Consider the following 19,410-nt stretch of genomic DNA (forward strand, 5'->3'; position numbering starts at 1 on the left):
AACGACGACACAGGGAAGGAGGCCGCAATGGCTCACGATCATGATGACCGCCCAGAGACGCCAGAAGAACCGAAGGAGAACCTGATCCATTTCAACCCGTGGCGGGACTTCAACGATGCCGCGCCCATGGTGGATGTGTTCGGTGACGAGCCGGATCCAGAACAGATCGCCCAGTTCATGGAGGTCGTGTTCGGCTATTGCGACGGGCTGATTCCGGTGCGCAGCTTCATCGACAAGGGTCAAGGCATCGATGGCCGACCGCATAACATCTGGCTCGAGGCGAGCGAAAACACCACCGACAAGATGACGACCTTCGCCAATTGGGCGGCCCGTGAGGGGGCGGCGGTCTATGTGATCCCTGGCACTGTGGCGGCATCTGGACAGGCCAAGGCGGCTGACATCCTGCAAATGCAGACCGTGGTCGTCGATATCGACACCGGCGACATCGCCGCCAAACGCTCCCATCTCGAGCGCCATCTCGGCCCGCCGACCATGGTCGTGGAAAGCGGGGGTGTCACGGCGGAGGGCCAGCGTAAGGCCCATGTCTGGTGGAAACTCACGGAGCCAGCCGAAGGCAGTGACATTGCACGCGTGACCCGCCTGCGGGGCGACATTGCGGCCAAGGTTGGCGGTGACATGCACTTCCGTTCCGCCCATCAGCCGATCCGGGTGGCAGGCTCGGTCTATTACAAGAATAGCCTGAAGACACAGGTCCAGATCGTGGAGTTGCACGCCGATCGCGAACGCGATCTCGGGGAATTCATCGAGGCCGTGGCCGACATGCCGCCCGCGCCGGGCGTCAATCTCGCGCCGGATTTCACCGCGCCCGACAAGCCACGCGTGGACGAGGTGCTGGTCACCCCGGTGCGCGAAGGCGGTCAGGATGACTGGTCGCGCTTCGAGGGCGCCTCGGCCGCGATCGGGTATTTCATCCGCATGGTCCATGAGGGACGGCTATCGAAGGACGAGGGCTGGGAGGCGATCTGCGGTTACAACGCGGCGATGCTCCGGCCACAGTGGCCGGTGGAGCGGCTCAAGCGCGAGTCCGAACGGCTCTGGGCCATGCATGTCGAAAAGCATGGGCCGCCGGTCATCCGGCTCGACAGCGCAGCACCCGCCCCGGACGAAATGCCCGCCTTCACCCTTGGCGCGCTGTTGGATGACACGAGCCCCATGCCGGCGGATATCATCGCGCCGCGTGTGCTGACGCCGGGTGGGCTGTTGGTGTTGGGCGGGGCCCCCAAGGTGGGCAAGAGCGACCTGCTGATCTCCTGGCTCGTGCACATGGCCGCGGGACAGTCCTTCCTCGGCTTCACGCCACCGCGGCCCCTGCGGATCTTCTACCTTCAGGCCGAGATCCAGTATCACTACCTGCGCGAGCGCATGCAGCAGATCACCTTGCCGTCAGGCCTTTTGGCCGGTGCCCGCGACAATCTGGTGGCCACGCCCAAGCTGAAGATGCTGCTGGACACTGAGGGCAGTGTTCATGTGGCTCAGGCTATCCGGCGTGCCTTTCCGGTCGAGCCCGTGGACATCATCTGCATCGACCCGATCCGCAATCTCTTCGACGGCGGCCCCGAGGGCGGCGGCGAAAACGACAACGCTGCCATGATGTTCTTTCTAAAGGACCGGGTCGAGGTTCTGCGCGATCACATCAACCCCGATTGCGGCGTGATCCTCGTCCACCACACCAAGAAGCTCAGCAAGCAGCAGGTCAAGGATGATCCGTTTCTGGCCCTCTCTGGGGCCAGCGCGCTGCGCGGCTTCTATACCTCGGGTCTGATCCTGCACCGGCCCGACGAGGAAAGCCCGCAGCGCAAGCTGGAAATCGAGCTGCGCAACGGGCCGGCGCTCGCGGCGAAGATCATCGATAAGGTCAAAGGTGAATGGGTCGAGATCAACCCGATGAACGAACGGCTTGTGCGGGCTGAACTCGGGGCACGGCACGATGCCGAGCGCGAACGCAAGGGCGAGGTCATCACCGATATTTTGGAGCGAGAAGCGCGTGCAGGACGCATGTATACGATGACCTTGTTCGCCCAGTCCTTCGAGAACCAGGGCGGCCTCAGCGGCCAGACGAGCATCCGCGATCGGTTGAATGTCCTAACCACCAAAGGGGTGATCAAGTTCGTCAAAGGCGAGGCCGCGTCCGGGCTCGGGCTGCCTGTGGATCGCAGCAAGTTCGGCTATCTTTGCACCGAATTCATGGAGCTGGGGACCAGCGAGGAATTGGTCGATCCAAGCACCGGCGAGGTCTTGCCGACCGTCACGCCTGTGCGTCCCAGTCACTACAAATGTGCCCAGACCGGGGCCGTTCTCCCGGTCGAAAACCCCGACATCTGGGTCTACCCCGAGGGGGCAAATCCATGAGGTTTCACCCCCAAAACGAACCCGAAATCCTGGCCTCACAATCCGGAATTCCGGCTAAAAATCCGAAATCTGAAATCCTGCCGAAATCTGAAATCTGGCTTTTATTCTGTAATTTCAGTGCGTTGCGAGACTCTCTCAGGATTTCGGATGCCTCATTCCGAAACCCTGGCGCAATCCTGAATAACGACGCGATTTCAATATCTTATTCAGGATTCCAAGATTTCGGAAAAGCCCCCCTAAAGGGGTGGGTGGCCTCCCCCGCAAGGCGGGAGGTCCACCACCCACCCCTGGGCAATCTTCTCGGGTCGAAGTTCCGGCCCGCGAGCAATCCGACGACGGCGGCCGGTACCGCCAAGCATCAACCGCCGTCGTCTTCCACCCGAGCAGCCCACCAGAAAAGGAGACGACCCATGGCTGACACGACTCTCGCCGACATCGATGCCGGCGCAACCCCGAAAATGCCGCCGCCCGAGCGCGGCCGGACAATCCTCGCGCTCGACCTCGGCACCACGACGGGCTGGGCCCTGCGCGGCTTCGGCGGCCTGATCACAACCGGTACGGCCAGCTTCAAACCCGGACGCTATGACGGCGGTGGCATGCGCTACCTGCGCTTCACCAACTGGCTGACCGAGATCGATCGCCTGTCCGGTCCGATTGAGGCGATCTACTTCGAAGAGGTCCGTCGGCACGCAGGCACGGACGCGAGCCACGTCTATGGCGGTCTGATGGCCACGCTAACCGCTTGGGGCGAGTTGCGTGGCGTGCCCTACCAGGGCGTCCCAGTCGGAACCATCAAGCGCCACGCCACTGGCCACGGCAGTGCGAACAAGCAGGCCATGATCAATGCCGCCCGCAAGCGTGGTTTTAGCCCGGCTGACGACAACGAGGCGGATGCCATCGCCATCCTGCTCTGGGCAATCGAGACGGGAGGAGGGCTGGCATGATGGGCATGCGGTTCACCCCCAAGGGGTATGGCGGCAATCGCCGTGACGCTGAACAGGTCAAGCGCGATGGTTGGCATGAGCAGCACATGCTGGCTGTCTCGCTCGACGATCACCGACTGAGCTGGCCGGAACGTGAACTGGTCCGCCAGCTAGGCGAAAAACTTTACGGCAAGCTTCCAGCCGTCAGGGAGGTGCGCCATGGCCGATGACTGGACACGGGCAATGGTGGCCGATCGGCTTGAGCTCGCGGCGGACGTGATGCGGTACATGCCACCGGTCCGTCCGCAGGGTTACATCAGCGCCTGGCCGGAATACATTTCGACCTTCGCCGATCAGGTGGGCCAGGAGCCCCAGATGAAAAAGCCGCTGCCATCACCGCGGATGATCACGCAGGCCGATGAGGCGATGCTGTGGCTGCGTTGGGTGGACAAGGACATCGGCCAGATCCTCTGGGCGCGGGCCAATCGCAAGCCATGGAAGCGGATCACCTGGCAACATGGCATCAGCAGGGCCACGGCAAACCGGCGGTTCGAGTATGGGCTGGCTGTGATCGTCTGGAAACTCAACGGCAGAACCGTGCCGCGCAAGCGGTCGATGGAGTACGTCATTGAACAGACGGTTTGATGGTGGGCGCCGTGCTGGGCTGGCGCGGCGCCTGACCTTGCATCCATCGCCCAAAATGCGTATATACCGATGTATTCACGAGGAGGTCTGCCATGTTCGAAACCCGCATCCGCAAAGTCGGCAACTCAGCCGTGGTTACGCTGTCAGCGGAAATGCTGGCGGCAATCGATGCCCGCGAAGGAGACACAGTTTACCTAGTGCGTGGCGACGATGGCAGCCTGAAGATCACGCCACAGAATCCTGAGTTGGCGGCAGCTCTCGCTGCCGCGCAAATCGTCATGGACGAAAACCGTGACATGCTGCAGGCGCTTGCGTGAGTGAGCCGGTGTGGGTGCCGCTGCAGGCGGTTCTAATCATCCATGATCGTCAGATAGCACGGCATGGCGGTGCGGCTGGCATCAGGGACATCGAACTTCTCGAGGCGGCGGTGGAGCGGCCGCGCAACAAAAACGCCTATGGTTCAGCGAACCTGGACGAACTTGCCGCCGCTTATGCCTTTGGCATCGCCAAGGCACATGCGTTCGTTGATGGCAACAAGCGTACGGCGTTTGTAACGGCTGCTACGTTTCTGCGCCTGAACGGCTTTGGCTTGCGCCCAGTTCCGCTCGATGGCGTCGGGGCGATGGAAGACCTCGCCTCGGGCATCATATCGGAAGAGGCGTTCGCAGAATGGCTTGCAGGGCTGAAGGTTGAGATTATTAGCCGCTGAGGGTCGCCCGTCTGAGCCGAGAGCGTCGTTTAGTTTGTGCAAGGGTGGATGGAGGTATATCTTGACGGTACAAAGAAGAGGTATGACAAGATGACGGTTGCAGCAAAGCGCAAGACCTCACTCAGCCTTGACGCTGCGGCGTTAGAGAGCGCGCGAGAACTGAATATCAACGTATCCGCGGTTGCAGACGCTGCGCTTGCGAAAGCGATCGCTGATGCTCGGCGCGAACAGTGGCTTAGCGAAAACGCCGATGCCTTCGCGGCACAAGCCGAATGGCATTCTCGTCATGGTCATCCACTTGCAGACCTCATGGTGGCTCCGGGAGCGGCTACTTGGAAAGCTTGAGCCGATATGCCATTGCAGAACACAACGGCATTTTCATGGTAGTCGTCGAGAGCGACCTTCTGCCGCCCGATCCGGGCGTGGTCGTTGTCCCGCTTCTTGTGGATTATCCGGCTGTCAAGCATCTGAACCCGGAAATCGTTCATGACGGTCGGCGCTTGGTGATGGCCACCAGACTGATCGCGTCGGTGCGCCGTGGCAGCCTGCGCGAGGTCGGTAGTGTTGCAGATCAAGCCGATCGGATCACCCGCGCGATCGATGTCTTGATGGCAGGTGTGTGAGGCGACGGTTAGGTTTTCGCCTGTCAACCCCTTTCGTGCAAGTGAGACACTTTTCGGTGAGACACCGGAAAGCAAGACAGATGTCGAGCGAGACGCTATAAAACAGATAAGATGACCGTCGTGTGGCTGCGAGAGCAGTTGCAGTTTGAACGGGTTTGTGGGGGTGTAACTGGTGACCGGTTGCCAGAAAAAACTGTCTCTGGTCGTTTTCGTGAGACACGCAACCCATTGAAATTGAATGGGTCCCTCCTGTTTGTAACCGTATTCGGGGGGGCGAGGCGCGAGGGTTTCCCAGTGACACTCCTGAAAAAACCCGTTTCGTTTCGCTTCGAAGCGAACCCCAAGAAAACAAAGGCCTGACGGCCTGACAAAACCTGCCTGAACCGAAACGGGGATCCGACCCCATTTCGCTTCGCACGCTTCCCAAGGACATCATCATGGACGTCGTCGACCTGCCGCTCGAGCAGATCATTCCCTATGCGCGCAACCCGCGCCGCAACGAGCAGGCGATTGCGACGGTGGCGGCGTCGATCCAAGAATTTGGCTGGCGCCAACCCATCGTCGTGGACGAGGCGATGGTGGTTCTCGCTGGGCACACCCGGCTCGAAGCGGCCCGCAAGCTCGGCTTTAAGACCGCGCCGGTGCATGTCGCCAAGGGGCTGACCGTCAGCCAGGCGCGGGCCTTCCGGATCATGGACAACCGCTCCAACGAGAATGCCGAGTGGGACAAGGACCTGCTGAACCTCGAACTGGCGGACCTGCTGGAGGCGGATTTCGACCTCGGGCTTACGGGCTTCACCGACGACGAGTTGAACGCGCTGATGTCGAGCCTCGAGGTGGGCACCGGCCCGCAGGAGGGTGAGGACGATGTTCCGGAAACCCCTGAGGATCCAATCAGCCGTCCTGGCGACCTCTGGATCCTTGGCAACCACCGGCTGCTCTGCGGCGACAGCACGGTCGCCACGGATGTCGAGCGCCTGCTTGGCACGGTCAAACCGCTGCTGATGGTGACCGATCCGCCCTATGGTGTGGAATACGATCCGAGCTGGCGTAACCAGGCTGGCGCGGCCAGGACAAAACGCACCGGCAAGGTGCTGAATGATGATCGGGCGGACTGGCGTGAGGCCTGGGCCCTGTTCCCCGGCGATGTCGCCTATGTCTGGCACGGGGCGCTGCACGCTGCCACGGTCGCCGAAAGCCTCGAGGTTGCGGGTTTCACCATCCGGTCCCAGATCATCTGGGCCAAGGATCGACTGGTTCTGAGCCGCGGGGATTATCACTGGCAACATGAGCCCGCTTGGTATGCCGTGCGTAAATCCGGCAAGGGCCATTGGGCGGGGGACCGCAAGCAGACCACGCTCTGGCAGATTGCCAACAAGGATCAGGACGAGAAAACCGTCCACGGGACGCAGAAGCCGGTGGAATGCATGCGCCGGCCGATCCTGAACAACTCAAGCCCGGGTCAGGCGGTCTATGAACCCTTCATGGGATCGGGCACGACGCTGATCGCGGCCGAAACCACGGGCCGCGTTTGCCTCGGCATTGAACTGAACCCGGCTTACGTCGATGTGGCGGTCAAGCGCTGGCAGAACTTCAGCGGGAAACAGGCTGTGCTTGAGGGCCACGACAAAACCTTCGATGCGCTGCAGTCGGAGCGCATGGCCGAATGACCCAGTCCCGCAAGATGTCGCTGATCGAAGCGGTGACGAATGTCGCGGTGGGCTACGGCCTCGCGGTGGTCACGCAGATCATCGTGTTCCCGTGGTTCGGCCTGGAGGCCGCGCTCGGTGAGCATCTGACTATAGGCTTGGCGTTCGTCGCGGTATCCTTGGCGCGAGGGTATCTCCTGCGGCGACTGTTCGAAGGACTCAGGGTTGCCAATCGCCCCGGCGACCATGGCGGACATGCAGAACCTGCACAGACCCGTCGATGACGGCGTAGTAGACGCGCCAGCGCGTCGCCTTGCCGTGAAGCGCTCGGCGGATCGGTAGATCGAATTCACGCGCTTCTGGAGCAATCGGGTGTGCATCGGGCATCGCACCGAGGGTGAGGATGGTGTCGCGGATGCCCGCCAGCCATTCATCCGCCGCCCTCGGGTTGCGATCCCGCAGCCAGATCCAGGATGTTGTGAGATCCTCCGCCGCGTTCGGCGTGATGATCACGGGTAACGGCGCGGTCATTTCGTTCGGGCAAGGCCATCGAAGAACTCGCCCGCCGCGGTGCCTTCACCGGCACGGGCCTGTGCCAGACCTTTGCGGATCCCCCCGACGGTTTCGGCATAATCGAGCTGGTCCTGCATCTCCTGCCAGGCAGCGGCATCTATCACGACGACCGAAGGTTTGCCGTTTACTGTCAGGATCTGCGGTCGGCCGGTCTCCTTGATCTGAGCGATCATGCGGGCGGAGTCGCGCTTGAACTCTGTCAAAGGGCTGATGTCCTTGGTGATGTTCATGGTGGGCTCCCGGCGCGCATTGAATTCAGTGTAAATATAGCACTTCTTTCGATGCGCGTCGAGATCCAAGGCCTCAGGCCAGATGGTATACCCGTCCCCGGTTCTCAACCTTCGCCGAGATCACATCGAGGCCGAGCTTTTTCTTAAGGATGCCCGACAGAGCTCCTCGAAGCGAGTGTGGTTGCCAAGATGTCGCCTCGGCCATTTCCTCGATAGTGGCTCCGCCTTCGCGGCGTAGCATGGCGATCAGCGTGGTGATCTTGGTCTGCCGCTCGTTCGGTGCGTTGTCCTTCGGCTGGTCATCGATCAGCGGCTTCGTTTGCGCGGTTGGCTCCGCAGGGGTGGGGGTTTGGGGATTGATGGTCATGACCCAGCGGGCTCCTTCGGGTTTGGCGACGGGATAGGGTTGGGACGGCTGTTTCTGGAGCCGGATACTGGCCACAGGACCCTTGACGATGATCTGACGCTTGGGGGGAGCGGGCTTGATCGGGCATAATGCGGTGCCGGAGAGCAGGGCACCAGGCCGTCTGTGCTGACGATGCAATGGGCGCAGCTCGATCATTCTGTGTCCTCCATCGCGGCAGTCACCGCGAAATGTTGTACCCAGCCGGTCAGGTATGGCAGCCCCGCGGGGATGCCCTCCGAGCGTTCTGTGGCGCGGTCGATACGCCAGCCCTGCCAGCGGAGGATCGCGGCGGCGATGGCAGGCTCGAGCGCGATCTTGCAGCCGGTCATGTTGCCGACGACATCGTCGGCGAAATGGCGACCGATGCGGCTGGGCAAGATGGGGTGCGTGGTCATTGGCCCGCCCTCCATTCGATCCAGCCGCTTTGTGCGAACACATAGGTGTGGGAGAAATCGCAGTGGGGCTCGGGATAGACGATTGGCGCGCGCGGCGGGTCGAAGCAGTCCAGCGCCTCAGCGGTGACCTGCCGGATCTCGCGGGCGGCGAGGATGTCCTCGGGCGTCCATGCAGCCAGTGCGGGCAGCATGTGCTCGGGGTAGCCGTCGAAATGCGTGTAGATATGGGCCCATTCCTCGGGGCCAATCTGGATGGCGATCTGCGCACGCGTGCTCATCGACGCGCCCTCAAATCAGCTGGAGGCTGGCGAGCAGGGTGCTGGCAGCAGCGAGCTGGCTGGTCGGCAGTTCGATCTTGATGTGCGAGATCACGTCGGAGGCTTCGGCCATGATCCCGGCGTCGTGCAGCTCGGCCTCGATGACTTCGGCCACTGCGTCGGGGCGCGAGCAGTCGAGATGCTCCGGCAGGGCAGCGTGATCGATGCGGATGGTGGTGATAGCCATGGTCATGCGCGTGCGTCCTCAGCTTTGTTGGTCGATCATGGCGAGGATGGCGACGGCCATGCCGCCCAGATACTCGCTGCGGCGGAAGACGATCTCGTCGATCGCGTTCCCGGTGGTGATCGTGGGGTCGACGGCCAGGTCAGCAGCCATGTGGGGAAGCAGGCGGGTGGCGGCTTCGTTGTAGCGTTCGGCGAGGGTCATGGGGGCTCCATGGATGCGTTGTTTGATGCGGTTAGATTCGCTCTTCTGGGCTGCTTAATCCAGAATAATCGCTGTAATTACATGGCTTTGATAGGGGCCTGGGGATCACTTCATGTCGACAGCGACCCAACCCATCGGTGTGATCGCGCGACTTCTGGATCTCTCGGAGCGCAGGGTCCAGCAGCTGAGCCGGGAAGGCGTGATCCCGAAGGCGGAGCGTGGCCAGTATGATCTGATCGGCTCGGTCCGCGGCTATGTCCGCTATCTGCGTGATCAGGCGCTAAAGGCGCAGGCGGGCGCACCAGACTATGCCGCTGAACGCGCACGCTTCATCCGGGCGCGGGCAGACCTCGCCGAGATGGAGGCCGAAGAAAAGCGCCGTTCTCTGATTGCCGCCGAACAGATTGAGGCGGCCTGGATCGCGGTGTTGGCGCTCTTGCGCACCAGGCTGCTGGCCCTGCCAGACAGGCTGGCACCACAAGCTTTTGAACAATCAACCGTCGGAGACACCCGGAACCTGATCCGCGCCGCTATCCGCGAGGTGCTCGATGATCTCGCGCAGCCAGATATTGAACTTGAAGCCAAAATTGACCTTGCAGGGGTCACCGATCCTGAAGCGGACGGTGGGCAAAGCACTGGCAGTTCTGAAGCCACCGCCGGACCTGACCATCAGCGATTGGGCAGACCAGAACCGCCGTCTGAGCTCTGAGGCCAGCGCCGAGCCTGGGCAATGGCGCACCAGCCGCGCGGAATACCAGCGCGGGATCATGGAAGCGGTCTCTGATGCCGCCACCGAAACCGTCGTCATCATGTCCAGTTCACAGGTGGGCAAGGCGCTGGCGCTCGATACGCCGCTAGCGACGCCTACAGGCTGGACCACGATGGCCGACGTTCAGGTGGGCGACATCCTTTTTGACGAAACTGGCGCGCCGTGCCGCGTCACGGGCGCCACGGATGTGATGCTCAATCGGAGCTGCTACCGCGTGCGGTTTTCGGACGGGAGTTCGATCATCGCCGATGCCGATCACCTTTGGGCGGTCGACAGCGACACACCAGCGCGCGCGCAAGACGCGATGAGGGACATGTTCCATGACGATCCACAGGGCGGTCCTGACGACGAAGGAGATTGCTGAAACTGCGCATTACTACGGCGCGAAAAAGCGGAACCGATACGCCATCCCTGTGGCCGGTGCGTTGCAGCTGCCCGAACAGGCATTGCCGATCCCGCCTTACGCCTTGGGCGTCTGGCTGGGGGACGGCCACAGCTACGGTTCACAGATTACCTGCCATCAGGACGATCTGGAAATCGCCGACCATCTTCGCGCTTGCGGTATGGAGGTTGAGGTCAAGTCGAAGGACAAGCGGGTTCCTCATATCCTGACTCTGAAGCCGTCGCTCCCTTGGCCTGACCACATTTGTCGCCGTGGGCATGACATGGATGTGCTGGGTCGCCACGGGAATGGGCAATGCGCGGAATGTGGGCGTCAGTTCTCGATGCAATGGAAGTACGGGCTTCCCGTTGATCCGGTTCTGGACGCCGGAAAGCCGTTCAGCCTGCGCCTTCGGGAAATGGGGCTGGCCAAGGATCGGAAGACGCCAGCAACCGGCAAACACATACCGCTGGTTTATCTGCGTGGGTCCATAGATCAGCGCCTGGCCCTCCTGCAGGGGCTGATGGACACGGACGGCTATATCGCTGAATGCGGTCGCTGCGAGTTCATCACGGTTCATGCGCGTCTGGCCAAGGGCTTCGGCGAGCTTCTTGCCTCCTTGGGCATCAAGTTCTCGGCCGTGGACAAGCAGCCGACGGTGGTGATCGACGGCGAAAAGCGTCTTGGAAACCCCGCGACGCGGTTCTCGTTCATGATCTATGACGACACGCAGGTGTTTCGACTGGCGCGGAAGCGGGCGCGTCAGGTCTCGCGGGAGGGGCGGCGGACCACGGAAACCGAGCGCCGCCGCATTGTCGCCGTCGAGCCTGTGGAGAGCGTGCCGGTGCGCTGTATTCAGGTGGACAGCCCGAACCGGCTCTATCTGGCCGGGCGCACGATGATCCCGACGCATAATACGGAGATGGTCAACAACTGCGTAGGCTACCATATCGACCAGGACCCGGCGCCGATCATGGTGGTGATGCCGACCGAGCGGGACGCCGAAACCTGGTCGAAAGACCGCTTCTCGCCGATGGCGCGGGATACGCCGTGCTTGCAGGGCAAGATTGCAGATCCGCGTTCGCGGGATGGCAACAACAAGATCCTGCACAAGCGGTTCCCGGGAGGGCATTTGACCATCGTCGGTGCCAACGCACCCTCGGGGCTGGCGAGCCGGCCGATTCGGCTTCTCTTGTGCGACGAGGTCGACCGCTATCCATTCAGCGCCGGCGCCGAGGGTGACCCGGTCAACCTCGCGAAAAAGCGAACGGTGACGTTCTGGAACCGCAAGATCGTGCTGGTCTCGACGCCGACGAACAAGGGCGCGAGCCGGATCGAGGCGGCGTTCGCGGAAAGCGACCAACGCCGGTTCTGGGTGCCGTGTCCTGCCTGCGGTCATGAGCAAATCCTGACCTGGGGGCAGGTGAAGTGGGACAAGAACGAAACTGGCGGCCACCGCCCGGAAACGGCGCGCTACCATTGCACAGACTGCGACGCCGCGTGGAAGGATGAAACCCGCTGGTCGGCAATCTCCAAGGGTCGCTGGATCGCGGACGCGCCATTCAATGGAACGGCTGGGTTCCATCTGAACGAGATCTATTCGCCCTGGGTGCGGCTCGAGGCCATGGCCAAGGCGTTTCTGTCTGCGCGTGCAGGCGGGGATGAGACGATGAAGACCTTCGTCAACACCTCACTCGGCGAGACCTGGATAGAAAGCGGCGAGGCGCCGGACTGGCAGCGACTGCAGGGGCTGAAGGAAGATTGGCGCGCGGGCACGGTGCCGGCGGGCGGGCTGTTCTTGACTGCGGGCGCAGATGTCCAAAAGGACAGGATCGAGGTCGATGTCTGGGCCTGGGGCCGGCGGCTGCAAAGCTGGCTCATTGATCACATCGTCATCGAGGGCGGCCCGGGAGATCCGGCGTGCTGGCAAAAACTCAGCGACCTCTTGGGGCGGAGTTGGCTCCACGACAGTGGTGCGGTGATGAATGTGTCGAAGCTTGCGATCGACACGGGCTATGAGACGGCGGCTGTCTACGCCTGGGCGCGACAGATGGGGTTCGGACAGGTGGCGCCGGTGAAAGGCCTCGAGGGGTTCAATCGCGCAAGCCCGGTGACGGGACCAACGTTTGTCGATGCGACGATCGGGGGCAAGAGGCTTCGCCGAGGGGCCCGACTTTGGACGGTGGCTACCTCGACCTTCAAGGCAGAGACATATCGCTTCCTGCGGCTTGATCCGCCGGAAACCAGCCTGGCAGAGGGGGAGGTCTTTCCTCCGGGCTTTCTTCATCTGCCGGGTTGGGTCGATGCGGAATGGTTGAAGCAACTGACGGCCGAGCAATTGGTGACGGTCAAGAACAAGCGCGGCTTCGCCAAGTTGGAGTGGCAAAAGCTCAGGGAGCGCAACGAGGCGCTTGATACCCGGGTCTATGCCCGGGCGGCTGCGTGGATCCTGGGTGCGGATCGGTGGTCCGAGGCGCAATGGGGCGCGATGGAAGAGGGGCTTGGAAGGGGAATGGGCAGGTCTCTGCCGTCCCGTGCAGCCCCGACCGTAGAGGGATCATCCGGGCAAGGTGTGGCGCCAAAGGCGGATCGTTGGGTGCGCCGGAGGGGTGGCAGCTGGCTTTGAGAAACTGGTGGAGGCGAGATGAGTTGGACCGAGGACGAATTGGTTGCGCTCCGGCGGGCATATGCAAGTGGGACAACGCGGGTCAGCTATGACGGCAAATCGATCGACTACGGCTCTGCGGCGGATTTGCTCCGGCGCATCCGGGTGATCGAGGGGGCATTGGCTGAGGCGCTCGGGCAGCGCAAGCCGCGGCGCAGTTTTGCGGCCTTCTCCAAAGGGTAGGGATCATGAACTGGTTGGATCGGGCTCTCGGGGTGATTGCTCCGGGGGTAGGGTTGCGTCGTGAGCGGCAAAGACGAGCGCTTGATGTTCTCTTCCGGGCCTATGAGGGCGCAAAGACGGGACGCCGCAGTGAGGGGTGGATTGCGTCGGGAACGGGGGCGAACGCCGAGATCGGCCCCGCCCTTGATCGGTTGCGGGCCCGCTCGCGGGATCTGGTGCGCAATAATGCCTATGCCGCGAAGGCGGTGCAGGCGCTGGTGAGTAATATGGTGGGCACGGGGCTTATGCCCCGGGCGCGGGCGGGCGAGGCGGGCCTGGCCGCTCAGGCGGATCATCTCTGGAGCCGGTTTGCGCAGGAGTGTGATGCGGATGGGCTGACGGATTTTGCCGGTCTTCAGGCGCTGATTGTTCGGGCGCTGGTGGAAAGTGGAGAGGCTTTGGTGCGGTTGCGTCCGCGCCGGATCGAGGATGGCCTGGCGGTGCCGTTGCAATTGCAGGTGCTTGAGCCGGATCATCTGGATGCGGCACGAACGGCGGAGCTGCCGGGGGGTGGGTATATTCTGCAAGGTGTGGAGTTCGACCCGATTGGCCGCAGGGTGGCCTATTGGCTCTTTCCGCGTCATCCGGGCGAGGCGCTCTCGGGCGGGCTGCAATCGCAGCGGGTTCCGGCGGAGCAGGTACTGCATCTTTTTGAGCGCTTGCGCCCCGGGCAGGTGCGGGGTGTGCCCTGGTTTGCGCCGGTGATGTTGAAGCTGCGTGATCTCGACGATTACGACGAGGCGGAGCTGGTGCGCAAAAAGATCGAAGCCTGCTTTGCCGCCTTTGTGACGGGGGTGGAAGATGAGGAGACTCTGGGGCGCGCGGAGATATCAGCGGAGGGCCAGAGGATCGAGAGTTTTGAACCCGGCATGATCGAATATCTTGAGCCGGGGAAGGATGTGCGCTTTGCGACCCCGTCGGCGGCGGGGGGCTATGCGGACTATATGCGCATGCAGCTTCATGCGGTCGCAGCGGGAGTAGGGCTGACCTATGAGTTGCTCACAGGTGATCTGAGCCAGGTGAACTACTCGTCAATCCGGGCGGGGTTGATCGAGTTCCGCCGACGGATGGAGGCGCTGCAATGGCAGTTGTTGGTGCCGGGACTTTGTCAGCCGGTGTGGCGCCGGTTTGTGCTGGCGGCGCAGGCAGCCGGGCATCTGCCGCAGGATCTTGATTTGGTGGCAGAATGGACAGCGCCGCGCTTTGAAGCGGTGGATCCCCTCAAAGATATTCAGGCGGATGTTCTGGCAGTGCGTGCGGGCGTGATGACGCTGAAAGAGGCGATCGCGCGGCAGGGCTATGAGCCGGGGCAGGTGCTTCGCGAGATCGCTCAAACCAATGCGGAACTCGATGTGTTGGGGCTGGTTCTGGACAGTGATCCCAGACGGTCCACGAAAACAGGGCAGGACAGCGGTCGCGATGTTGCGGCTGCCGTGAGCCCGAATGAAGGAGATGGACATGGCTAAGGAAGACCCGCCGGAGGGCGATCCGGAGCGCCGCCGAATGGGGGTTCTCTCACGCGCGGATGTGCGGGTGATGCCTGAGACGGTGGATGCAGATGCCAGGACGGTGGAACTGGTCTGGTCGACCGGTGCGATGGTGCGCAGGCGCGATTACTGGACGGGGAAACCCTATGACGAGGTGCTCTCGTTGGAGGGGGCACATGTGGATCTGAGCCGTCTGAATGGGGGCGCGCCTGTGCTCAACACACATGGTGCGCGCGACCTCTCGCAAGTTTTGGGCGTGGTGGAACGCGCCTGGATCGAGGTTGGGGCCGGGGGGGTGCCGGAGGGGCGGGCGCGGGTGCGCTTCTCGGAGCGCGCGGATGTGGACCCGTTCTGGCGTGATGTGCGCTCGGGGATCATTCGCAATGTCTCGGTGGGCTATAGCGTGCGCCGGTTCGAGATCACGGAAGAAGAGGGGCAGGTGCCGGTCTGGCGTGCGGTGGATTGGCAACCGATGGAGCTCTCGGCGGTTCCGGTGGGGGCAGATGCTGCGGCCGGGTTCAGGTGGCAGGATGAAGATGAGGCAACATGCACATTGGTGCGAGGCACGGGGCAGGCAAAGGAACAGGATATGAGTGAGAACAAGGAACAGACCGCCGAGGGCGGTGAGGAAATGGAACAGCAAGCGGTGAGGGGATCTGAAGACCGCGCGGCGCCGATGAGCACGCGCGTGGTCGCCGATATGCCGCCGGCAGAGCAGGCTGACCCCAAAGACATGGGCGAGGAGATGCGCCGGATTGCGCAAGAAGCGATGGAAGGGGAGCGCTCGCGGATCTCCGGGATCCAGGAGGCTGCGCGCAAACTCGGTGTGGCCGCTGAGATCACGGCAGATCTTGTGGGGCGCGGTGTTGGTTTGAATGAGGCGCGGGCGGCGTTGATTGATGCGGCCGCGCAAACTGACCAGGCGATCGAGACGCGTCCGCATGTCCGGATGGGGGAGCAATGCGAGGTCGAGACCCGCCGGGCGGCGGTAGAGGCGGCGCTCTTGCACCGCCATGATCCGGGCGCGTTTGCGCTGAGTGAGGCGGCGCGCGAGTGGCGTGGGATGTCTTTGCTTGAGTTGGCGCGCAGCTTTCTGGCGGCTGAAGGGGTTCGGGTGCGCGGGCTCAGCCGTGATGAGGTGGCGACACGTGCGCTTCATAGTACATCCGACTTTCCGCTGATTTTATCGAGCGTTACGAACAAAACCTTACGTGCGGCTTATGATGCGGCGCCCCGGACATTTGCACCGATTGCGCGGCGCACGAGTGTTGCGGACTTCCGCGATGTGCATCGGTTGCAGCTCGGTGAGGCCCCGCAGCTCGAGAAGGTCAATGAGAGCGGAGAATACAAGCGCGGCACGCTCGGCGAAGCGCAGGAGAAATACCGGATCGAGACCTTTGGTAAGGTGATCGGGATTACGCGTCAGGTGCTGATCAATGATGATCTGGGGGCGTTTACACGGGTGCCAGCACTCTTCGGGACGGCCGCGGCGACCTTGGAAAGCGATGTGGTTTGGGGCGTGATCACCGCGAATGCAGCGATGGCGGATGGCAAGGCACTCTTCCACGCGGGCCATAGCAATCTGGCGGCGACGGGTGTGAAGCTTGATGTGGCAGGATTGGCAAAGGCGCGCACGGCGATGAGCCATCAGACCGGGATTGACGGGAAAACGCTTCTGAACATTCGTCCGGCGTTTCTGGTGGTGCCGACCTCTTTGGAGTTGGAGGCCGAGCAGTTGCTCTCGCAGGCCTTTGTGCCGACGGCATCGGGGGATGTGGTTCCGGCGTCATTGCGCAGTTTGACGGTGATCTCTGAGCCGCGTCTGGATCCGGCGTCGGGGGCGGTGCCCTGGTATCTGATGGCGAGCCCGGCGGCGATTGACACGGTCGAGTATGCCTATCTCGAGGGGCAGGAAGGCGTCGCGATGGAAACCCGGATGGGATTTGACGTGGACGGCATGGAAATCCGGGCGCGTCTGGATTTTGGTGCGAAGGCGATTGATTGGCGCGGGCTTTACAAGAACCCGGGCGTGGCGCTCGGCTGAGGATCTTGAGATTAGTCAAGGCGAGGGCGCGCGGGGCAGGGCAGAGATGTTCTCGTCCCTTGAGTTCTGAAATTTGTGAACGGGCGGTTCTTCGGGGCCGCCCGTTCCTTTTGTCAAAAAGGGAAACCATATGAAAACCTATAGTCAACCGGGGGGCACGCTCACGCTGAGTGCGCCTTACGATGTTCTCTCCGGCCAGTGTCTGAAACTCGGAGCGATCGTCGGGGTTGCTGCCCATGACGCGCTGGCGGGGAGTGAGGTGGAAACCGTTCTGAGCGGCGTGCATGATCTGGCCAAAGCGGCGAGCCAGGCCTGGACGGTCGGCGCGAAAATCTATTGGGACGACACCAATAAGCTCACCACGACGACGGCGACAGCGAATACGTTGATTGGTGTGGCTGTGCTGGCTGTGGCCGGTGGCGCTGGTGATGTGATCGGCCGGGTCAGGTTGAACGGATCGTTCTGATGTCAGTGTTTGCAGCCGCCTTAGGGCGGCTTTTTGCTGACCCCAACCTCTCGGTGGAAATTTGGCATCGGGATATGGAGGGTCGGTTTGTGCGGGCGCGGGGGATTTTGCGCCGTCCAGACGAGATGACCGAGTTCGGGGCGGCGCGCCTTTTGTCGGACACCACCCGGATCGATGTGCGGGTGGCGGATATCCCGGCCCCTCGGCCGCAAGAACAGATTCTGATCGGCGAAGAAACCTTCCTGATCCAAGGTGAGCCGCGTCGGGACCGCGAGCGGCTTGTCTGGACGATTGAGCTGGCCCCCGCGTGAAACTTAGCATCGACATCAGCCCGGATCTGGTCGCGGTCATGGCCGCGGAGGTCAAAGCTGGCGAAAAGGCTGTCAGCGCTGCCATGCGGGAAGCGGGAACCGGTCTCAAGACCGCCTGGCGCGGGCAGATCACCCAAGCGGGACTTGGGCGGCGGCTGGCAAACTCGATCCGGAGCCAGACCTATCCGAGGTCAGGGGAGAGCCTGAACGCTGCGGCACTCGTCTGGTCGAAGGCGCCGGTTATCGTCGGCGCTCATGACACAGGCCCGCTCATCCGCTCGCGGGACGGGTTCTGGCTTGCGATCCCAACGCCAGCGGCCGGCAATGGCACGCGCGGCAAGGCGCTCACGCCCGGCGAATGGGAAAGGCGGCGCGGTCTGCGTCTGCGCTTTGTCTATCGGCGGGGCGCTCCAAGCCTGCTCGTGGCCGATGGGCGGCTGAACAGCCGTGGGCTGGGCGTGGCATCACGGTCCAAGTCCGGGCGCGGCCAGAGCACTGTGCCGATCTTCCTCCTAGTGCCACAGGTGAAGCTGTCGAAACGGCTGGATCTGGGGCGAGATGCCGCAAATGCGATTGATGGTGTGCCCGGGCTGATCATGGCACATTGGATCGACGAGCGGATCTAGGTAAAGTGCAGATATCCACCTGCCGCGCGCGATCAATCGACTCTACGGCGACCGGATATGAAACGGTCGCAGGCAATCTGGCGGAGAGCACAATGAACATGACACGGCGCGGCTTGGTTACGCTCGCTCTGGCGGCTATTCCGAGCCTGGCTTTGGTGCAGCATGCGAGGTCCGAGACGATGAACATCGAGGGTTTCAAGATGCAGCCGGAGACTGGCTGGCGCTTTTTTACCGATAATGTGATGGGCGGGGTCTCGACAGGGCGTGTTGTATTCCTCAAGGAAAATGGCGCGCCCTATGCGCGTATGACCGGTCTTGTCAGTACCGCGAACCGGGGCGGCTTCATTCAGATGAGGCGTGATCTTTCGAATCCGCCGTCGGCCGATGTCACCGGAGTGCGTCTCGTTGTGCGCGGCAATCTCCAACGCTACTTCGTGCATCTTCGCACATCGGGTACGATCTTGCCTTGGCAATTTTATCAGGCGGGCTTTGAGGTCACCCGCAGCTGGACGGAAGTGATCTTGCCGTTTGAAGCGTTCCGTGCGTCGGGTGCACTTTTGCGAAATGTGCCGCGCCCTGAAAAGCTGAAGTCCATTGCCATTGTCGCCTATGGCCGGGACCATGAGGCTGAAATCGAGGTTCTCGAGATCGGGTTCGTTTGATCCAGACGATTGCGATGCTGAAAAGAACTGCCTGTCGAGACACGGGGGATCACGGTCTTATCAACAAGGCTGCCTTTTGCACGTCTCGAGGACGAGAATAAAGATCCCCACCATGCTCAGTTCTCGCGAAACCATCCTCGCCTCTTTGCATGGCAAGCTTCAGGTGCTGGATGCCTTGGTGCTGCGCAACGCGGTGCTGCCAGAACGGATCGGTCGGGAGGGCGTTGTGATCTTGCGAGATGGGGAGCCGGGGACGCCTGAGGTGACGCTCTCGCCTCTGGCTTATCACTACCAGCATCGGGCTGAGATCGAGGTAATCGTGCAAGTGAGCGAGGGGCGCGATGCAGCCTTTGACTGGCTGGTTGTGAGCCTTGGGGCGGTGCTCGCATCCGACCGAACATTGTGTGGCCAGTGCGACTGGGTTGAGCCTGAAGCTCCGCAACCTGTAGATTTGCCGATTGAGGGCGCTTCCCCCCTGAAAGCCGCGATCATTCCGATCGTGCTCTATTACACGATGGCCGATCCTTTGGCTTAGGCTTTTGCTTTGG

The 19,410-nt window shown here is 62.3% G+C and carries 28 protein-coding genes; 21 read left to right on the forward strand and 7 right to left on the reverse strand.

Features of this window, described 5'->3' with window-relative positions; genetic code table 11:
• Positions 1-27 precede the first annotated feature (27 nt).
• The 10 genes from ACK8OU_RS12260 to ACK8OU_RS12305 all read left to right on the forward strand — a co-directional run bounded on the left by ACK8OU_RS12260 (position 28) and on the right by ACK8OU_RS12305 (position 7,203).
• A complete protein-coding gene (locus ACK8OU_RS12260) occupies positions 28-2,370 on the forward strand; it encodes an AAA family ATPase (protein WP_410303701.1) in 2,343 nt (780 codons plus the stop codon).
• Positions 2,371-2,780: 410 nt separating this feature from the next.
• The gene (locus ACK8OU_RS12265) at positions 2,781-3,314 is read left to right on the forward strand and encodes a crossover junction endodeoxyribonuclease RuvC (protein ID WP_458524352.1); all 534 of its coding nucleotides are present in this window, start codon (positions 2,781-2,783) and stop codon (positions 3,312-3,314) included.
• On the forward strand, positions 3,311-3,523 hold the full coding sequence (locus tag ACK8OU_RS12270) for a hypothetical protein (protein ID WP_458524353.1): 213 nt from the start codon (positions 3,311-3,313) through the stop codon (positions 3,521-3,523). Before ACK8OU_RS12265 ends, ACK8OU_RS12270 begins: the two co-directional genes overlap by 4 nt.
• Positions 3,513-3,938, forward strand: a complete 426-nt coding sequence (locus ACK8OU_RS12275; protein ID WP_410303702.1) for a DUF6362 family protein — start codon at positions 3,513-3,515, stop codon at positions 3,936-3,938. The genes ACK8OU_RS12270 and ACK8OU_RS12275 overlap by 11 nt, the downstream gene beginning before the upstream one ends.
• Before the next feature lie 92 nt (positions 3,939-4,030).
• Positions 4,031-4,255, forward strand: a complete 225-nt coding sequence (locus ACK8OU_RS12280) for an AbrB/MazE/SpoVT family DNA-binding domain-containing protein (RefSeq protein WP_410303703.1) — start codon at positions 4,031-4,033, stop codon at positions 4,253-4,255.
• The gene (locus ACK8OU_RS12285; protein ID WP_410303704.1) at positions 4,252-4,647 is read left to right on the forward strand and encodes a type II toxin-antitoxin system death-on-curing family toxin; all 396 of its coding nucleotides are present in this window, start codon (positions 4,252-4,254) and stop codon (positions 4,645-4,647) included. The genes ACK8OU_RS12280 and ACK8OU_RS12285 overlap by 4 nt, the downstream gene beginning before the upstream one ends.
• A 90-nt stretch (positions 4,648-4,737) precedes the next feature.
• Positions 4,738-4,992 carry a type II toxin-antitoxin system CcdA family antitoxin gene (locus tag ACK8OU_RS12290; protein ID WP_410303705.1) on the forward strand — a complete coding sequence of 85 codons (255 nt, stop codon included), beginning with the start codon at positions 4,738-4,740 and terminating at the stop codon, positions 4,990-4,992.
• Positions 4,980-5,270 (forward strand): CcdB family protein, encoded by a 291-nt coding sequence (locus ACK8OU_RS12295; protein WP_410303706.1) that lies wholly within the window; start codon positions 4,980-4,982, stop codon positions 5,268-5,270. The genes ACK8OU_RS12290 and ACK8OU_RS12295 overlap by 13 nt, the downstream gene beginning before the upstream one ends.
• A gap of 437 nt (positions 5,271-5,707) precedes the next feature.
• Positions 5,708-6,940 (forward strand): DNA modification methylase, encoded by a 1,233-nt coding sequence (locus ACK8OU_RS12300; protein ID WP_410303707.1) that lies wholly within the window; start codon positions 5,708-5,710, stop codon positions 6,938-6,940.
• Positions 6,937-7,203, forward strand: a complete 267-nt coding sequence (locus ACK8OU_RS12305; protein ID WP_410303708.1) for a DUF7220 family protein — start codon at positions 6,937-6,939, stop codon at positions 7,201-7,203. Before ACK8OU_RS12300 ends, ACK8OU_RS12305 begins: the two co-directional genes overlap by 4 nt.
• Here ACK8OU_RS12305 and ACK8OU_RS12310 read toward each other — a convergent pair.
• From ACK8OU_RS12310 to ACK8OU_RS12340, 7 genes are all read right to left on the reverse strand, one after another.
• Complete coding sequence (locus ACK8OU_RS12310) at positions 7,139-7,450, reverse strand: type II toxin-antitoxin system RelE/ParE family toxin (RefSeq protein ID WP_410303709.1); 312 nt, start codon at positions 7,448-7,450, stop codon at positions 7,139-7,141. The two genes, ACK8OU_RS12305 and ACK8OU_RS12310, sit on opposite strands and share 65 nt — an antisense overlap.
• Positions 7,447-7,722, reverse strand: coding sequence for a type II toxin-antitoxin system Phd/YefM family antitoxin (locus ACK8OU_RS12315; RefSeq protein WP_410303710.1), 276 nt, complete (start codon positions 7,720-7,722; stop codon positions 7,447-7,449). Before ACK8OU_RS12315 ends, ACK8OU_RS12310 begins: the two co-directional genes overlap by 4 nt.
• A gap of 73 nt (positions 7,723-7,795) precedes the next feature.
• Entirely contained in the window at positions 7,796-8,284 is a 489-nt protein-coding gene (locus ACK8OU_RS12320) for a DUF3489 domain-containing protein (protein ID WP_410303711.1), read from the reverse strand.
• Complete coding sequence (locus ACK8OU_RS12325; RefSeq protein WP_410303712.1) at positions 8,281-8,523, reverse strand: hypothetical protein; 243 nt, start codon at positions 8,521-8,523, stop codon at positions 8,281-8,283. Before ACK8OU_RS12325 ends, ACK8OU_RS12320 begins: the two co-directional genes overlap by 4 nt.
• Positions 8,520-8,801 carry a hypothetical protein gene (locus tag ACK8OU_RS12330; protein ID WP_410303713.1) on the reverse strand — a complete coding sequence of 94 codons (282 nt, stop codon included), beginning with the start codon at positions 8,799-8,801 and terminating at the stop codon, positions 8,520-8,522. Before ACK8OU_RS12330 ends, ACK8OU_RS12325 begins: the two co-directional genes overlap by 4 nt.
• 10 nt (positions 8,802-8,811) lie before the next feature.
• Positions 8,812-9,033 (reverse strand): hypothetical protein, encoded by a 222-nt coding sequence (locus ACK8OU_RS12335; RefSeq protein ID WP_410303714.1) that lies wholly within the window; start codon positions 9,031-9,033, stop codon positions 8,812-8,814.
• A 12-nt stretch (positions 9,034-9,045) separates the two neighbouring features.
• The gene (locus ACK8OU_RS12340) at positions 9,046-9,228 is read right to left on the reverse strand and encodes a hypothetical protein (RefSeq protein WP_410303715.1); all 183 of its coding nucleotides are present in this window, start codon (positions 9,226-9,228) and stop codon (positions 9,046-9,048) included.
• A 112-nt stretch (positions 9,229-9,340) separates the two neighbouring features.
• Here ACK8OU_RS12340 and ACK8OU_RS12345 point away from each other — a divergent pair, with 112 nt between their 5' ends.
• The 11 genes from ACK8OU_RS12345 to ACK8OU_RS12395 all read left to right on the forward strand — a co-directional run bounded on the left by ACK8OU_RS12345 (position 9,341) and on the right by ACK8OU_RS12395 (position 19,397).
• Positions 9,341-9,937, forward strand: a complete 597-nt coding sequence (locus ACK8OU_RS12345) for a terminase small subunit, Nu1 (RefSeq protein WP_410303716.1) — start codon at positions 9,341-9,343, stop codon at positions 9,935-9,937.
• Positions 9,852-10,361 (forward strand): phage terminase large subunit family protein, encoded by a 510-nt coding sequence (locus ACK8OU_RS12350; protein ID WP_410303717.1) that lies wholly within the window; start codon positions 9,852-9,854, stop codon positions 10,359-10,361. Before ACK8OU_RS12345 ends, ACK8OU_RS12350 begins: the two co-directional genes overlap by 86 nt.
• Entirely contained in the window at positions 10,318-13,005 is a 2,688-nt protein-coding gene (locus ACK8OU_RS12355; RefSeq protein ID WP_410303718.1) for a terminase gpA endonuclease subunit, read from the forward strand. The genes ACK8OU_RS12350 and ACK8OU_RS12355 overlap by 44 nt, the downstream gene beginning before the upstream one ends.
• 18 nt (positions 13,006-13,023) lie before the next feature.
• Positions 13,024-13,227, forward strand: coding sequence for a phage head-tail joining protein (locus ACK8OU_RS12360; RefSeq protein ID WP_410303719.1), 204 nt, complete (start codon positions 13,024-13,026; stop codon positions 13,225-13,227).
• A gap of 5 nt (positions 13,228-13,232) precedes the next feature.
• Positions 13,233-14,732 (forward strand): phage portal protein, encoded by a 1,500-nt coding sequence (locus tag ACK8OU_RS12365; protein ID WP_410303720.1) that lies wholly within the window; start codon positions 13,233-13,235, stop codon positions 14,730-14,732.
• Positions 14,725-16,797: a prohead protease/major capsid protein fusion protein gene (locus ACK8OU_RS12370; protein ID WP_410303721.1), complete on the forward strand. Its 2,073-nt coding sequence runs from the start codon at positions 14,725-14,727 to the stop codon at positions 16,795-16,797. The genes ACK8OU_RS12365 and ACK8OU_RS12370 overlap by 8 nt, the downstream gene beginning before the upstream one ends.
• A 130-nt stretch (positions 16,798-16,927) precedes the next feature.
• A complete protein-coding gene (locus ACK8OU_RS12375; protein ID WP_410303722.1) occupies positions 16,928-17,263 on the forward strand; it encodes a DUF2190 family protein in 336 nt (111 codons plus the stop codon).
• Positions 17,263-17,574 (forward strand): head-tail joining protein, encoded by a 312-nt coding sequence (locus ACK8OU_RS12380; protein ID WP_410303723.1) that lies wholly within the window; start codon positions 17,263-17,265, stop codon positions 17,572-17,574. Before ACK8OU_RS12375 ends, ACK8OU_RS12380 begins: the two co-directional genes overlap by 1 nt.
• Positions 17,571-18,200 carry a DUF6441 family protein gene (locus tag ACK8OU_RS12385; protein WP_410303724.1) on the forward strand — a complete coding sequence of 210 codons (630 nt, stop codon included), beginning with the start codon at positions 17,571-17,573 and terminating at the stop codon, positions 18,198-18,200. Before ACK8OU_RS12380 ends, ACK8OU_RS12385 begins: the two co-directional genes overlap by 4 nt.
• Before the next feature lie 92 nt (positions 18,201-18,292).
• The gene (locus ACK8OU_RS12390; protein ID WP_410303725.1) at positions 18,293-18,862 is read left to right on the forward strand and encodes a CIA30 family protein; all 570 of its coding nucleotides are present in this window, start codon (positions 18,293-18,295) and stop codon (positions 18,860-18,862) included.
• 112 nt (positions 18,863-18,974) lie between these two features.
• A complete protein-coding gene (locus ACK8OU_RS12395; protein ID WP_410303726.1) occupies positions 18,975-19,397 on the forward strand; it encodes an acyl-CoA transferase in 423 nt (140 codons plus the stop codon).
• Positions 19,398-19,410: the final 13 nt, after the last annotated feature.

The organism is Pontitalea aquivivens (assembly GCF_046507575.1).
GTDB classification, from domain to species: domain Bacteria; phylum Pseudomonadota; class Alphaproteobacteria; order Rhodobacterales; family Rhodobacteraceae; genus Pontitalea; species Pontitalea aquivivens.